General features: G+C 36.5%; 15 protein-coding genes. 1 reads left to right on the top strand and 14 read right to left on the bottom strand.

Annotated elements, in window-relative coordinates:
• Window positions 1–12: 12 nt before the first annotated feature.
• The 3 genes from NYE22_RS10735 to NYE22_RS10745 are packed head-to-tail and all read right to left on the bottom strand — an operon-like array spanning window position 13 to window position 8389.
• Window positions 13–774: a distal tail protein Dit gene (locus tag NYE22_RS10735; RefSeq protein WP_114523679.1), complete on the bottom strand. Its 762-nt coding sequence runs from the start codon at window positions 772–774 to the stop codon at window positions 13–15.
• Between the two features lie 40 nt (window positions 775–814).
• The gene (locus NYE22_RS10740; protein WP_342412552.1) at window positions 815–7708 is read right to left on the bottom strand and encodes a phage tail tape measure protein; all 6894 of its coding nucleotides are present in this window, start codon (window positions 7706–7708) and stop codon (window positions 815–817) included.
• Between the two features lie 54 nt (window positions 7709–7762).
• Window positions 7763–8389 carry a hypothetical protein gene (locus tag NYE22_RS10745; RefSeq protein WP_041337015.1) on the bottom strand — a complete coding sequence of 209 codons (627 nt, stop codon included), beginning with the start codon at window positions 8387–8389 and terminating at the stop codon, window positions 7763–7765.
• Window positions 8390–8603: 214 nt separating this feature from the next.
• Between NYE22_RS10745 and NYE22_RS10750 the strand changes: the two genes are divergently transcribed.
• Entirely contained in the window at window positions 8604–9014 is a 411-nt protein-coding gene (locus NYE22_RS10750) for a hypothetical protein (RefSeq protein WP_342412556.1), read from the top strand.
• Between the two features lie 133 nt (window positions 9015–9147).
• Here the strand turns inward: NYE22_RS10750 and NYE22_RS10755 are convergent, their stop codons facing one another.
• From NYE22_RS10755 to NYE22_RS10805, 11 genes are all read right to left on the bottom strand, one after another.
• Window positions 9148–10149 (bottom strand): site-specific integrase, encoded by a 1002-nt coding sequence (locus tag NYE22_RS10755; RefSeq protein WP_342412557.1) that lies wholly within the window; start codon window positions 10147–10149, stop codon window positions 9148–9150.
• 13 nt (window positions 10150–10162) lie between these two features.
• Window positions 10163–10582, bottom strand: a complete 420-nt coding sequence (locus NYE22_RS10760; RefSeq protein ID WP_342412774.1) for a hypothetical protein — start codon at window positions 10580–10582, stop codon at window positions 10163–10165.
• Window positions 10582–11070 carry a hypothetical protein gene (locus NYE22_RS10765; RefSeq protein ID WP_071580907.1) on the bottom strand — a complete coding sequence of 163 codons (489 nt, stop codon included), beginning with the start codon at window positions 11068–11070 and terminating at the stop codon, window positions 10582–10584. Before NYE22_RS10765 ends, NYE22_RS10760 begins: the two co-directional genes overlap by 1 nt.
• 69 nt (window positions 11071–11139) lie before the next feature.
• Entirely contained in the window at window positions 11140–11976 is an 837-nt protein-coding gene (locus tag NYE22_RS10770) for a glycerophosphodiester phosphodiesterase family protein (protein ID WP_342412563.1), read from the bottom strand.
• An 80-nt stretch (window positions 11977–12056) separates the two neighbouring features.
• Window positions 12057–12197 carry an XkdX family protein gene (locus tag NYE22_RS10775; protein WP_161986139.1) on the bottom strand — a complete coding sequence of 47 codons (141 nt, stop codon included), beginning with the start codon at window positions 12195–12197 and terminating at the stop codon, window positions 12057–12059.
• Window positions 12194–12481, bottom strand: coding sequence for a hypothetical protein (locus NYE22_RS10780; RefSeq protein WP_243572755.1), 288 nt, complete (start codon window positions 12479–12481; stop codon window positions 12194–12196). Before NYE22_RS10780 ends, NYE22_RS10775 begins: the two co-directional genes overlap by 4 nt.
• Window positions 12478–13716, bottom strand: a complete 1239-nt coding sequence (locus NYE22_RS10785; protein WP_306644881.1) for a hypothetical protein — start codon at window positions 13714–13716, stop codon at window positions 12478–12480. The genes NYE22_RS10780 and NYE22_RS10785 overlap by 4 nt, the downstream gene beginning before the upstream one ends.
• Window positions 13716–14072 (bottom strand): hypothetical protein, encoded by a 357-nt coding sequence (locus tag NYE22_RS10790; RefSeq protein ID WP_243572757.1) that lies wholly within the window; start codon window positions 14070–14072, stop codon window positions 13716–13718. The genes NYE22_RS10785 and NYE22_RS10790 overlap by 1 nt, the downstream gene beginning before the upstream one ends.
• Before the next feature lie 63 nt (window positions 14073–14135).
• Window positions 14136–14363: a hypothetical protein gene (locus NYE22_RS10795; RefSeq protein WP_009967521.1), complete on the bottom strand. Its 228-nt coding sequence runs from the start codon at window positions 14361–14363 to the stop codon at window positions 14136–14138.
• Complete coding sequence (locus NYE22_RS10800; protein WP_342412775.1) at window positions 14363–14974, bottom strand: hypothetical protein; 612 nt, start codon at window positions 14972–14974, stop codon at window positions 14363–14365. Before NYE22_RS10800 ends, NYE22_RS10795 begins: the two co-directional genes overlap by 1 nt.
• 17 nt (window positions 14975–14991) lie before the next feature.
• Window positions 14992–15789: a hypothetical protein gene (locus tag NYE22_RS10805; RefSeq protein WP_342412574.1), complete on the bottom strand. Its 798-nt coding sequence runs from the start codon at window positions 15787–15789 to the stop codon at window positions 14992–14994.
• Window positions 15790–15816: the final 27 nt, after the last annotated feature.

Below are 15816 nucleotides of genomic sequence, written 5' to 3' on the forward strand. Positions count from 1 at the left end.
TTTTCCACCTTCTTACCGATACTTAAATCTGAAAGTGAATCTCAGTTTGCATTTTCCGGTCACTTTTAATCGATTTTTCCCGTAATCCAATCTAATATAATTGTCATTAAAATCATCATATCTTTCATTCCCATATAAAGACGACTCAATAATTTCTTTGAAGCCATTCACTTTAACAATTTCTCTGTCTTTTAGATTGCTGAATATAAAGGGATCAGTATAATCACTCAGGTTCTCGATTTTTACATCGCCGTCGCCAATTTTAAGAATTTCAACAGTAGGGTAAATCGCAACATCGCCTTTGTTATGGAGTTCAATGATTTTCATTCCTGATGATATATCAAAGGAATGAGTACTTGTGTTTCGACTATATGCATAAGGGGAGTTGCATTTCATTGTCAAACGAACATATCCATGTCTAGCCGCATTATGGACTAGATCACTGGTATCTACGGGCATTGCATAATACACAATGTCTAAATTTTCACTGAAAGCTAAGGGCTTGTAATCATCAACATCTAGCCAGCGCTTAATTGCTCTTATTTTTTTCTCATCATAATTTTCACCAACATAAAAGTTTAAAGGAAATTGTTTTGCTTCTCTTTTGACACCTTCAGTGTACGGCTCTGATCTTCCTTTTACATAAGTTTCATTAACTGATCGTGAACCCAAAAAAGATTCCTCAACTAACCCAGACTCTGTATTAACGTTTTCCACTCCGTAGTCAATGGACTTTTCGTTGTCAAACAGGAAATATTGGCTCTGTCTAATCAATTTTTCACCCCCAATATAAAAAGAGCCGGCTTTAGCCGACTCATGTTATGTTGAAATTCAGTCCAGTATTTTTAAGACCATTTGCTAATTGTTTGTACACTAAGCTTGCAGTTTCTTTAGCATTACTAGCTTCTGTTACATTAATTGTGAATGAGTTCTGATTGTTTGATGTATTTCCTTGAGGTGTAGAAGGGGTTACAGTAGGTGTCGAGAAGTTCTTAAGAGTTGGAATTAAGCCTTTAGTTAGACTTGTTTGACTAGCAACTGCAGCGTTCATTGCTGGTGTAACAAGAGAAATACTCTTACTTAAAACATCTGAAATTTTACCAGGTTGACCCCATTTAGAGGTAGTCTTTACTGAATTGTCAGTGGACGTTTGACGAACTTGTTTCACAGCTTCCAGCATGTTTTCAGTATCTGTCTTGTTTAAAATAAGTTCCTTGTCATGTAAGAATGCAAGCTTTCCTGCTCCAAGTCCTGTGCCTGTATATCCACCAGAAGCAAATGATGACACCTTTTTACCTGTTGTATTTCCAGTTGTAACGGTATTTAATGCACTGGCAGCGTCCTTAAGCTTATCAATCAAGTTATTGGAAATACTTTTCCCAATCGACTTCATATTCTCGTTAATGAACTTGGTGAATTCATTAAGCTGTTTAGCGATATCAGTGATTTTACCATCCATAAGCTTATCTTCAAGCTTTTTGAATGCTCGTTCATCATTTACCAGGTCATCGTACTTGTTGTTAATTGATTCTTCATCTTTATCAAGCTGATCTTGAAGGGCTTCTTTCCGTTTTGTGTTGCTACGATCTTTTATATACTCATCCAAAGCTTCCTGTTGTTCTTGAAGTTGTTTCTCTAGGTCTTTGACTTGCGATTTAGCCTCAGAGGAGTCGTCCATGGAAAGTTTACTGATCTTATCTTTTGTTTCCTGTATTGCTTGGTTTTTCTCCTTCAATTCCTTTTGATATTTAGCTTCTTCGTCTTCTTTGTCGATCTCATCAATCTTATCTTGTGTCGCTTTCTGATGGGCTTCTAACTCAATATCCCGCATTTTTTCGTACATCTCTTTGTAGATGGATACAACTTCATCAGCCAATGATTTATAGATATCCTTGATCGACTTCTTGGTGTTATAAAGCTCAAGGTTAAAATCTTTCTGTTTATCTTTCCAGTTTTCGATTTCTTCAGTGATCTGTTCCTGGATGTCAGGGAAACCTTTCGCAGCTTTCTTTTGCTCTTCAAGCTGTTTGATATATTTTTTGGCTTCCTTTTGTTGTTGCTGAATGAGCTTTATCTGCTTGCTATAGTACTTAACCTTGTCCTCATCTTCTTCAGTCATTGAAATTTTATTATCAACATCTTTAATTTTCCCTTGGGTTTTAGAAGATGACTTTTCAATTGACTTAAGCGTCTCATCAACTTTAGATTGGACAAGTTGCTTCTGTAGCTCACGAACCTGATCTTGAACAGAAATTAAATCTAGCTTGGCTTGTTTAAGCTCTTCTTGAAGCTGGGCACGTTGAGCGGAGTTTAATGCTTTATTTGTTTTTATTTCTTTTTGAATCCAATTAACTTTTTGTTGTTGGATTTTAGCTTGTTCTGCAACAGCTTTTTTCTGATCAGAGGTGTATTTGCGGAATTCCTTGCTGTCAGAAGTGTATCGGTTAGCCATTGATTCATCTTTAGCTATCCGAACATCAAAATCCCCAATTCTTTTATCAAACTCATCGAGTTTGGATTGAACTAGTTCATACTGAAGTTCTTGAATCTGATCATTGACTGAATCTATATCTCCTTGAAGGGAGAGAAGATCAGATTTAGCCTGGGCTATCCCTTGTTGCCGTTCTGCCTCAGCTTGTGACGCATCTGAAATAGATGTTCCAATACCTTGCATGTACTTTTCAGGATCGATTGTTTTTCCATTTTGTTCGATCTGTAAATGAAGGTGGTTCCCAGTCGAGTTCCCTGTGCTACCAACTTTACCAATAGTTTGACCGGCTTTAACTGATTGACCTGTTTTAACAGAAGGAGTGTTAAGCATGTGCATGTACTTGGCAACTGTTCCATCATCCTGTTTAATAACAACCCAGTTACCTGCAGTTTTACTGTAGCCAGCAATTTGGACTTTACCACTTTGAAGAGATTTAATTGCTGTACCTGCTTTTGCAGCAAAATCAGTTCCTTTGTGTGGGGAGGAGCGGAGACCGGATTCCTGCTGTCCATATTTGGAGCTTACCCTAAAAGCGCTATTATTTGTATAATAGCTGGCGATTGAAGAAGTGGCAGAGGAGAGGGATTTGCTGTAGTTGGACATGATCTTCTTGACGTAATTCTGTGTTTCTTTAAAAGGAGGGATACCACCATATTTAATTACGTTACCAGGCCCAGCATTATATGCAGCCAATGCTTTTTCAACATTACCGCCAAACTTTTCAAGCTGTTGGGCGAGGTACTTTGTTCCACCCATAACATTTTGATAAGGATCGTATGCGTTATTTACTCCCAGGCTTTTTGCTGTTGCTGGCATCAGTTGCATTAATCCCATGGCACCTACACCAGATCGTGCTTTAGCATTAAACCCTGATTCTTGCTGAATTACAGCTGCAATAAGGGCAGGATCAACATTGTATTTACTAGCTGCTGAATTAATGTAGCTTGAATACTTTCCTGAATATGATCCACCAGTTGAGGAGAGGGTTCCGCCAGAAGAAGTTGTAGAGGTTACAATACCGTATTGAGTAATGTTACCGGATTTAATTTGATCTTTAAGCAGCTTAGCTTGTTCCTGCATAAGCTTTTTCTTTTGCTGAAGTGCTTTAATTTCTTTCTTAATTGCATCTCGATATTTCTGAGAGTATTTTGGATAATCATTGACCTGCTTGTTGTACTTGTCAATCTCAGCATTAACTTTTTCTAATGCTTCCTTGTATTTATCAACAACATACATGGAAGTTTTTACTTCTTCAGAAGCTTTTTCTGCAGATGAAGACATATCTTCCATTGATGTACCAGTCTCTGATAGAGAAGAGGAGGCTAAATCAGCTAATTTATCAAGTTCATCAAGTTGATCAGTAATGTCAGTAACTTGATTTAAATCTTCTTGGGTTTTAGGAAGGTATTGAATTGCTCCGCCATTACCTTTTTTCATTTCCTCAAGAATTTTCTGTTTTTGTTTTTCAAGATCTGATTTCAAATTATAAGCATCTTGAACAGTTTTGATTGCTTTAACTTCAGATTTATACATATTAATCTTCTTGTTTAAAGCATTAGCTTGATTTATTAGATCCTGCTTAACAGACTGCTGCATGTCATTGTATGCTTTTAGCTTGGCGTCACGTAGCTTAACAACTGCATCTCTGTTTATTTTCACAACGCCATTTTCAATTGAAATAGCGTCTGCAAGATCGTTTTCTTTCTGGATTAACTTCATAGCTTCCGAAGCTGATAAACTTTTACCTTCAGCCATTTTCTCAAGCAATTCATTTAAAGGGGAGATGTTATCAGCCATGGCATCATAAGCATCGTTTTGCAGTGCGGAAATTGCTAAATCATTTTGTTTAGAATCAACAAGGTCACTAATAATGGAACTAATTTCTTCAAAGTCACCTTTGGCATCTTTAAGTTTGTCAGATAGGGTGCCAACAGATTCTCCTAAAGCATCTATACCTTCTCCATTTTCATCCCATGTTACTTTAGCTGATTCGGCTGAATTGTTTGTTGAGTCAATAGCATCCTTAAGATCCCCATAAGAGAGTACAAGACCATTTGCCTTATCAGAACCATTTACATATTGACTTATGAGGTTTTCAAGACCTTGAGAGGCTTTAGAAAAGTCGGTCTGATTTCCAGATTGTAGAGCCTTTTGTATCTTATCCATATATTGAGACACATTGATAGAAAAGGACTCTAACTGCGATGCATCCATTTTGCTGAAATCAATTTTGTTAAATGCATCATTGACTTCCTTGGTAAGCTGAGGGTTAATTTTTACGGAGTTAAATGCTTCGACTGTTTTGGAAACTTGCTCACGGATTTTTGACTGTGAGCTAGAGAGTGATTGTTCAACACGAAGAGCCTCTTGTTCAGCTTTAACACCTTGATTTTTAATTGAGCTGTCATCTGCAAAAGGATTTTCAAAGAATGACCAAAAACCCTTACCTTTTGAGTATGTATCAGCCATCTTTTTATATTGATCAACTTCAGCCTGAAGATCCTTAATTTCTTTCAAACTATCAGAAAAAGTATCTTTAGCACCCGTTTGAATATCTTTCTTATTGAGGTCAGCTAGTTCTTGTGTATATTTGATGGCATCTTGTAGAGCATCATTATTTTTAATTATTGCTTGCCCTTGTGAGTCGTAACCAGCAACTAAATTAGGAAACGTTTGAGCTAATTGTTGCGTGACCTGAAGATACTCCTGTTCTTTTTCAGAACTTAAGGTACCTGATTCTTTTGCTTTTTGAAGATCTTTATATTGAGCAATTAATTGATCAGTTGTGTCTTTATTAGTTGTAATGGCTTCAATACTTGTGATTTTAGCTTGTTCAAAGTCTTCGCGGGCTTGTTTTAATTTTGAATATGAGGATATTAGCTTCTCAATAACAACACCAAAAGCCATCATTGCTGCCATAGGGAGGAAGCTGCCAGCTAAGAAAGCTCCTGTAGTCATTGCTGCCTTTTTTAAGCTTGTTAGTGAAGTTGAAAAAGCAGTTGTGATTTTACTCCAAATTGCTGTTTTGGCTGAAGCTGCTGTCACTCCAACCGTAAAAGTATTAAAGTTAAGGATAAGATTTTTTAGAGCTGCACCCATTGCAGTACCTGAAGTTATAGCACTTGCACGAAGTGAAGAGTTAAATAATATTACTGCAGCTGTCGCTGCTCCAAATACTTGCGGAAGTAATCCAACGGACTTGGTTACTTGGGCACTTAATTGCATTAAACTTTTTAACGCATCAGCGAACACTACGATACTATCAGATATTAACGCTTCACCTGATGCCACAGACATTTCTGTAAAAGCATTGGATAAACGATTAACTCTTGCTTGCAAGCTATCGGCATATTTTTGTTGCTCTTTCCATGAACTGCCGACTGAATTAGCAGCAGTATTCGCAGCACTTTGGGCAATGGAGAAGTTATTCATCATTGCGTTAAAACGAGATAACTGGTAAATACCCGCAACGCCTATTGATGTATTTTGTTTCTGAGCATCACTTAACGTATCCCATTTCTCAGCGAGTTCCTCAATTAATTCGCTCGAAGACTTAGCTTCACCGCCAGCTGTTTTAACTGAGATACCAATCTCTTCTAATGCCTTGATTGAACTTTGGTTATTGCCAATACGAGCAAAAATGGTCTTTAGTGAGTTACCTACAACATTTCCTGACTCACGAGTAGTACTGGCAATTGCTGTTGTGTAACCAATCAAGTCGTTTAATTCAACACCGAAAGTAGAGGCTGTAGAGCCGGCTTTTCTAATACTGTTTGCAAGGTCTAAGGTACTAACTGCATAGTTGTTATCGACTTCATTTAACTTATCTGCAATTGATATAGAATCACCGGCTGCTACATTAAAGTTAAGCATTGCAGTTGTTAAGGTGTTAACAGTATCGTTAGGATTCAAATCAGAAATGTTCTGTAAGACCTGAGCGGTTTTAGTTACATCTCCAAGTTCAGATTCACTAAAGCCCATTCGTCCAAATGAACCAGTGATTTCAAGGATATCCGAAATTTTATTAGATAGCTGATCACCAAGATCAATTGAGGATTGCAGTAGTTCATTAAATTTGTAATCAGGTAAGTCCATGACTCGTCTAATGTCTGTCATTAAAGTATCGATTTGAATGACTTGTTCCACCATTGACTTTAATGCTTGAACCCCTGAATAGAACATCGTCCCACTCAGAAAATATGCGGGCATACGACTAAATGATTGTGCTAATTGTTCTCCAAAGCCTGAAACATTAGAAGAAGCAGATGATGCATTCGCAGATACTTCTCTGAACTGCATATTTAGATTCTGCATTTGTGTTCTTAAATTAGGAGTTCTTGCCGTAAGTTGGTTAACTGAGTTGAGATAATTCTGAAGGGCAGAGGAGTTAGCGGTACTAAGTGAACTGCCGTAACGAGTATTGAGGTTTTGAACATTTATTTGCGCTTGACGTTGATATAATTGAACTTGATGCTCAAGTTCTTTTGTTTTTGCTTTAGCGGTAGAGGAATCATCAAGTCGTTTAATACGATTTGCAATTTGATCAATTTGAGCAGCAGTTTGAGCACCGTTAATTGAAGTGGAAAGTCGAGAGAGCGCCTGGGAAGAGACTAATCCTTTTTCTCTTAACTTTTCTAGGCTTTGGTTTAGTTGTTCAATTGCTTTCCTTTGTTGATCGTAATTGGTTGTGGTTCTTGAAGAAGTTGCATTAGTTTTAGGGTCAGTCGTATAAACAATGTCTTCAAAACCGTTACGGTTTTTCTGTACAACCTTTGTGGTTTGGCCTTGTAAGTTCTTTTGTTCGGTCTTTTTTTGTACTTGACCTAATTTTTCAGTGGCTTGAGCGAGTTTGTTAACTTCTTGAGTTTCTTGCCTTAGAGCAGCATTGCGATTATTAATTATTTTAGTTTCACGTTGAAGAATCTCACCGTTTTTCTTGTATTGCTGGGTGAGCTTTTCAACTGATCCATCAGCATTCTTAATTACTGTGGACGTTTCTTTTACTGTTTGATTATAGGATTTTAGATTTTTTTGATACGCATCTACAGCAGAAGAGAATTCTTGCAGAGCTTTTAAGGTTGTAGAATCAATATTTGTGTTGAGTTTGAGGGAGTTAAGCTTCTTTTCTAAAGATTTGATTTGCTGATTTAACTGGTCGACAGTTTTTGATGAGGTATCAGCTTGCGGGGTTAATATGATTTTGAGGTTTTGACTCAAGTAAGAATCACTTCCTTTCAGTAGGGGAGGGAGGAAAATAAAAAAGCCACTCAGCTATTGAGTGACTCTACTCCCTTTACGTATAGCTATTTCCATAATCCCTTGCCAAATTTCAACATTCGATAAAGCTTCCTTAACTTTTTGATCATCTTGTTTATATCCTTTAGTGTTTTGTAAGCCAGTATCAGTTTTCCTTGGTAAGAATTCTATTTTAGTTATGGGGTTAGAGAAATCATCAAGCTTTAACTTAAGATCAATCTTTCTAAAATATTTGGACTCAGTTCTGTCTGAAGATAACCCTCCAACGAGAGCCCCAATACCTCCTGCAGCAAGTCCTCCGATAACGGCTCCAGTCATTTGACTACCTCTAGAAATTCTTGTTACGGATTGATCATCAATGGCTATCTCAGCTTCGATTATTTTGCTAAATGGGATTGATTTTTCTTCAATTGCCAATATTTCATTGAAATGATGAATAACAAACTTATTTTCGGATTCAACCAAAGTCAGCTTTTTATTTTTATCTGGGGTTAAATATGATTTATAATCCTTTGGGTAATTTCCTGCGGAAATTATTTTCTCTAAATTTTGTTTTTCTATTTCCTTTTGTTTATCTACACCAAAATCCCCAATTATAAAGAAAGCAGCTATTATTAACAAAACAATAATTGCCCAGATCATTCAACCACCACCGGAACCATTTTCCTGCATTATACCATGGTTTCCAAAAGTTTAGAACAGGTGAGATATGTAGTGAGTATATTATCCTGCAAAACTATTATCGCAAGTGTCAAAAAATGCAGAAATATAAGTAAAATTCTTTTATTTTATAGGTGCTAAATGTTATAATGCAAACAGAGGTTCTTAAATCATAAAAGGGAAGGAATGGTTATTATTGAGTAACAAAAATCTTTTTTATCTTGTAAGTGGCAACTTGGTTTTATATATAATCTTCCTATATTTTCATTTCACCATAAGTTCTGTAAAGACTGCTCGAGAGTTCTTAGATAACACTCAAATAGACCCTACATTTTATGTAGCACCTTTGATTACATTTATTTTATCATTGGCATATACAGGACTAACTGTCTTTTTATCCTTTAAACAAGGAGCAGTATCCTTGAGATACGGAGAATGGAGAGAATCTATATTCCCATTTTCTATTTCTATTGCAGGCGTTATAGGATTAATAACACTTGTGCAAATGTTTTTAGGGAAATTTTCAGGAGTTGTTAGTGGATTTATTTTAATACTAGCCTTTATTTATGCACTTACAAGCTCAACTGGAAATTACTCTAGAAGATAGCTCAATTTTACGAATTATACCCCTTTATCAAGGGGTATTTTTTGTTCTTATTAATTGTTTAAATTAAGTTTCATACATAAGCAAAATCCCTCAAGAGGAAGGATTTTGATTCTGAATAAAAGAGGGATTTTAACTAAACAAATATTTGATTCTTTTCTTCTTCAAAATCCCGTAAATCATAATGTTTGATTGTTGTTGAGACATCTTCATGATGAGCTACATATTTGCTTATCAATTCAATTTTGATTTTCTTAACTTCTAGGAGATAAGTGATGCATGAAGCTTTGAAGAGGTGAGGGTTAATACGCCGACCAAGAATGTCTGATAAAACGTCCGAGCAAAAATAATCAGCCCAAGACTCTGACATCTGTTTAGGTTCTCCGCCATACTGAGTAGTGAAGAGGTATTCATGATCATAACCGCGTTTTTCATGCCACAATCGAAGGTACTCCAATGCTTCTGTGTTAATCATGTACTCAAGAGGCTTTCCTTCACCTTTACCTTTTCCGAATACCTTATGACTCATCACATATGACTGACCTTCGGGGATAGGATAATCTAATATTTCTGTTTTTAGCTGTATGAGTTCTGCTCTTCGCCCGCCAACATTAAAGGCAGTAGCAAGCCATGCCATCCCCAAATAATTTTCGTCCTCTTTTAGGGCGTCCATCATCAGTTTATAATCATCATATGTAACCTTTACTTTTTCATATGTTGTGGTTTTTGGAATAGCTGGGAGTCCACGGGTGAAGTTTCTGAATTTCTCATAATTCTCATCATCTTCTGCAACAACATTTTCAATATAGTTGTTTAATGATGATACACCAGCTTTTTTTAATGCAATCCCACTGGAAGACATTCCGCGATTTTTTAAGAAACTTTGATACCTAATGAAATCACGTTTTGAGATCTTATAAAGTTTTTTGCCGTTAAGAGAGGTATGTACCCACCAAAAGAATTGACGAAGGGAGGAGTAATATTGTTTTCGTGTTTTATCTCTAAACGAGTGAGCATCTAAAAACTCTTGAACTAAGTTTCTATGTTCCTCGTCAACTTGCTCCCACATTGATTCCGTGACCTCAGGAAGCTTTATTGCTCGAGATCTGAGCATATTCTTTTCAATTGATTTGGTCATTAATTCACCACCATTAGTACGTTTTAATTCCGTCTGCTTTTAAATCTCTTTTTAATGCCACTGTTAACCGTCCATCTTTTAGAGTCTCGGCAGTATTCTTCATAACAGGACGAGGTTTACCGTAGCCATATCCATATGAATCAGGGTATGTATAACCATGTCCGGTTTCAATGACTGTAGCAACATCTTTCCCATCATCTTCTCTAATATTATCCAAAGATACCCCCTTACTCTCGTTGGTGGTTATAAAAGCGTCTTTAAGCTTTCCTGTACGTTCATAAAGCAGGGGGCTATAGGTGCCGTAAACATCTTCTTCAACATGATCTTGACCTGTTTTCGTCATGACTTGCTTAACGTTAGAGGAAGCTTTATGTATAGACTGAATTGCAGCTTGTTCAATCTTAACCTTAATTTCCTTAATGTTTCTCGCCATCATTGTGGGGCAGCACTGCCTTCAATTTCTTCGACCTTCTGAAGGATAAGATTATTTGCTTCTTCCTGAGATTTTTTTGATAACTCATCTATGTTTTGTTGCAGCATAACAGTGGCTTTACCCAGTTTTTCTAAGCTCTCTTTAGGAAAGCTATTGATAATTAAAGGGAAGTACTCTGAATCTACAAGTTTAAGATACCACTTAACTTTATTTTTAATGTCATTTGGAATCCCCAAGTCCGTAAATTCTTTTATAAGTGAAAAGAAAGTCCATTGAACTGGATTTATATCCTTAAAAGATTTGATTCCTGCTTCTTTAGCTTCATCTTGATCAGAAATCAATCCGGCTAACATTTTTGTTAACCGAGAAGGGGAGAAGTATGGATAAATAAACACATGCGCCTCATCAGTTAATTGGACTTTTTCTTTCTTGTCATATTTACTGACGCTTTCCTCGATTAATCCCAAGTTCAACTTTTTTGATGCCATTTTATTTCCTCCTTTAATATCCGTTAAATGAAAACAGACACCTCAGGGAAGAGATGTCTGCTTAAAACCTTATTTTGTTTGTTTGGGTAATTTACTTATTGCACTAGCTGGATTATTTGTAAATACACCATCTACCTTAATCTTATAACATGATTTAATAAGTTTATCTTCATTATTGCTTTTATCACTATTGGTAAAGTAAACGTGAAGCTTTAGGTCATGTTTATGAGCCTTTTTGAGTATATTAGGGTTAGCTAATTTTGCTTTAATGCCAATTGTAGAAGCATATTTACTTATGTTTTTGAGGGTTTTGTCGTCAATGTCTCTTACTTCTTGTGTTCGGATTAACCTAGTTATTGGAATGTTACTATCCAATGAGTGTATCTTTTTTAAACTTTTTTCGCTAAAGGATTCGATGATGACTTTGTTTCGATCTATTAGATTATATTTTTTTAGAATCTTAACTAACTGCTTCTCCATAGTAATCTGACCATTTTTGTTTTCTCTTGTTTCAATGTAGTATTTAGTTGAAAGTTTAAAGGTCTTTATTATTTCTTCAATAGTTTGAATCTTTTCTCCCTTAGCAAGATTAAGATTTTTTATTTGAGAAAGAGTCAGGTCTCTAATATACCCTGTCCCATTTGTCGTTCTGTCGACACTATCATCATGGATTGCAACTAACTGTCCGTCCTTCGTTTCTTCTAGATCAATTTCAATGTAATCAGCTTTATCCTTTATAGCTTTTTTGTAAGATGAAAGTGTATGTTCGGGCTCTAAATCCGAAGCTCCCCTATGGGCAATAACTAAAGGACGATAATCCGGAGTTTTACCGGATGCTTCATGTATAGAACAACCGCTTGATAAAAGAAGTGTGAATAATATGATTATATAGGTAATTTTCTTCATTGGGCTAATATACCATACTTTTCATAGGGATACAATACACGGAAGTGATTAGTAGTGTAACTTATTTCATATTTATGTCTTTATAATTCATATTTTTCCCCAGTGATTGCTTCATACTCATCCGAAGTTAAAATCCCAAGAGGAACCATTTGTTTTACCATTTCCGGAGTCCACAAATCATCGTCATAATAATCTTTTATTGTGTCAAACCAACTGTTCATTTGACAACACCGTTCACTAAAAGCTTAAAGGTAAGATCAGATAACTGTTTTTTCATTTTATCTAATTCCGACGGCTTAGGAGGAGGGGGTTGAAGGCTGTCTATATATTCTTGTGTTGCTGACTCAAACCAAATTTGTTTGCCAGGGTCGAACTTCGCTTTATAGAAACCGTCAGTCGGCCGCACATCCGTGAAACTCTTCGGTATAGCTAATCCCTCTTCGATAAATATTTCTGCACCTGGTATATAATTGTAATCTGTATCGTATTTAAAAAGCATTATCATAAAAGTCCCCCTTTTGTTGAGAATCTAGCCGAAAATGACATGAAACTGTTTGGGTTTTCAGTATTGGAGCAACTTTGTATGCAAACTGTTCCGTCTACGTTAAACACAGATCGAAAGAATTGCGGTGTTCCGCCTGCCCCCGAACTGGATGCTGTTCCTAAATGGTAAAAAGGATATGGAGGACGAAAACCTTCCGGTAAAGTAAAGGCTGTAACAGTTGATCCTAACAGTCCACCTTTAATAGCTCCTCGTACTGCTACTACTCCCAGTGAATCTTTTGAGAATTGAAGAGGATGTTCACTATCTGATACCGTATATTGTGTCCATCCATTAAATAACGGGGGAGTTTGCCAAGTGCCTCCATCGGTAATAATCCTAGTCCATGACGACCATGCTCCAGATATCTTTACCCTTGTATAAATTGTACCCTCTCTATTGGTTACAGCTATTTGTGAAGCTGTGTTAGCAGAAGAAGAGAGATGGAGTACTTTATAAAAATTTTTATCAGGCATTGCCGTTGAATTACTAACTTCATAAAAACCACTTGTTACTAACACATTAGGATCTGAAATAATACTGACGCTACCTGAATCATCAGTTAGCTTTACTAACTGTGCACCATTCCATTTGTTCCTATCTGCCTGTGTAACATGACGAATGTTGTCTAAACTATGCTGATCAAAATCAAGCTTGGATGCTTGTTGTACGTTGTCCACCTTATCTAAACCAACCTGAGCTTTTGTTACGTCGTGAGGATTGTCTTTCCTGTTTTCGTGTGTGTCAGTATATGCCTTTGCATTGCTTTCAGATGAGTTCCACTTGTTTCTTTCAGTAGATGTCACATGTCTTACTACATCCTCAGTATGAAGATCAAATTCCACTTTTGTAGCTTGTTTTTCATTAATAACCTTATCGAGTCCTATTTGTGTTGCAGTGACATTATGAGGATTTGAGTTGTTTTTTATATGCGAATCGAATTCTTCTTTACTAGCTTGCTGAATATCATCAACATTTCCAAGTCCAACCTGCTTTTTTGTGACCTGATGAGGATTTTCAGTATTCTCAGTGTGTGATTTTAACTCGTGATTTTGTTTCTCCATAAATTCATTTACTTTTGTTGTTAAAGCTTCTTCATGATCTGTCATATGCTTTTCAGTTCGTGAAAGAGAGTCTTTTAAGTTATTGATTTGTATATTATTTTGTTTAAGTTGTCCTATGAATAAACTGTTACCCATTAACTCACCGCAATTCCTTTCACTGTCAAACTGCCACTAACTGAAATAACCTCGACCATAAATTTATGTAGACCGGCTATATCAAAATCCCAGTACTCGTTAGTTCCCTGAGAACCGACACCTAACTGAAAACCGGTTTTATTTGTTCCACCTAATTCTGTTTTTTCTCCATTTTCATCAATAGCATAAAACTTAACTTCCCGTGAAGTTGAGGAGCCAGAGATCTTAACAGTAAGTTCCCGAAAATGACTCACTACAAATACTTCGCCTTCAGATGGGGCAGTTGTTGTTTCATGAAAAGTAAATGAAGTTTTGTCCGGAATCGTGATTACGACATTTTCAGTCGTTTCTGTCAACAACTCCACCTCCTTAATTTGAATAAAAACTGTCTTTTATCTAGAAAAATAAGAGGGGAGGACTTATTCAAAAAGCCCATCCTCTTGTAGCTTATTCCATATACCTTCCCAAGCTGGGGTAGAAGAAGGGGATGACTGAAGCGAACTTAAAGGTTCGTACTCATTGAAGTCGCCTTCAAAGCGTTGCTTGAAATCATCAACACTGATATAGGACCCATCTGATAGCAATAGGAATTTTTGTTCCAAGCCATCAAATTGTTTGAACAGACCACATACTTCATCAAATGTCATTATTCCATCCCCCAAACAACGATTTTTAACCCAGTTAGATCAACTGTACCGGCTGCTTTAACGGTCAGATGTATTTTTGGGGCAGTGAAAGTTAATTGTTTTTGCAAAGGGTAATTCTGAACAAAGGCAATGCTGTTGAATAAAACAGAATTATCATTACCTGATGTAGTTGCAGAATAAAATGGGATGTTTTTCGGTACGGAATAAATACTTGCTAAAACTTTGCTGTTTGAGCTGTCTGTTTGAGTTGTGTACATAGCAACACCATAAGTTCTGAAAACACCAAGTGAATCGATTAGATCAACTGTATAAGACTTAGTTGCACCTGTAGCTACGGTATCAGCATCAGTAACAACTAATTCAGAATAGGATTTTTGAACTTGGGTTTTAATTGCTGCAGTGTTTTTAACCAAAACAGGAACAGAAGCCGTATTAGTTATATTTACATCAAGTGATGTGTTGGCCACATTAACATTTAGAGGCTGGTCATTATTAAGACCAACCTCCAAAGGGACAGTGGAACGTTCAATTGATACAGCAGTTATGGGATTACCTGTCCCATCATCTTTTGCAGAGGTGTATTTATCACCGTCCTGATTTAAAAAAGCAATAATAAACGCCTCCTTAATTATTCAGTTGTTCCGCCCAGGTCTGAGCTTTGAGATGAGCCAGTTCCTTCATCACTAGTGGCAACGCCCTTTGTCCCATCAGCTTTACGTTTTACACGAGCAAAGTTACCAATTTTTCCGTTATTATCAGCAAGGGCTCGATAGCCGATTTCCGGAGTGTATGCATTTCCTGCTTCAAACGACATATCTGCTTCACCAGAGAAGTATACTTTAGGGAGCTGAATATAAAGGTCACTGTAGATTTTTGAAGTCTTAGGATCGTATTCAATTGTGTGAATTTCAAAGTAGTAATTCTCAGAGAATTTTTCACCGTTAATTTCAACAGTCTCGGCTTCAACTTCAATTTGATAATGAACTGCTAAAGCTTCCCCCTTGGTTGCAAAGGTATCAGGCACAGTAACTGTTTTAGATGCAGCGTCAACTTCAATTTGATCTCCATCTTCGTTAGTTAATGAAACTTTAGACAATGGGAGATATGAAAGGGTAACCGTACCAGTATCACTAACTGTTAAGCTTTCATCTTCCCACACAGAAATTGTTTCGTTTTCAATTTTTACACCTTGCTGCATTGCCATGAAATCAAGATCAAAGAAAGCATTTCGGACATTACCCGATACTTCTTTACTTGAATTAATAACATACAGGTCTCGGTTACCCCATCCGCCTTTTAAAAAGTCTTGTTGAACTTGTTGGGAAAACTGAGTCATTTGTGTAACACCTGAAGCAATAACCTTATTATCGCTCAGACGTTTAGCTGTAATTTTTCCAACTTCATGGATTACTGTTTGTTTTGCCAAATTGTTTCCTCCTAAATAAAAATAAAA

The sequence above is a fragment of the Bacillus sp. FSL K6-1560 genome (assembly GCF_038592935.1).
Taxonomy (GTDB): Bacteria; Bacillota; Bacilli; order Bacillales; family Bacillaceae; genus Bacillus; species Bacillus subtilis.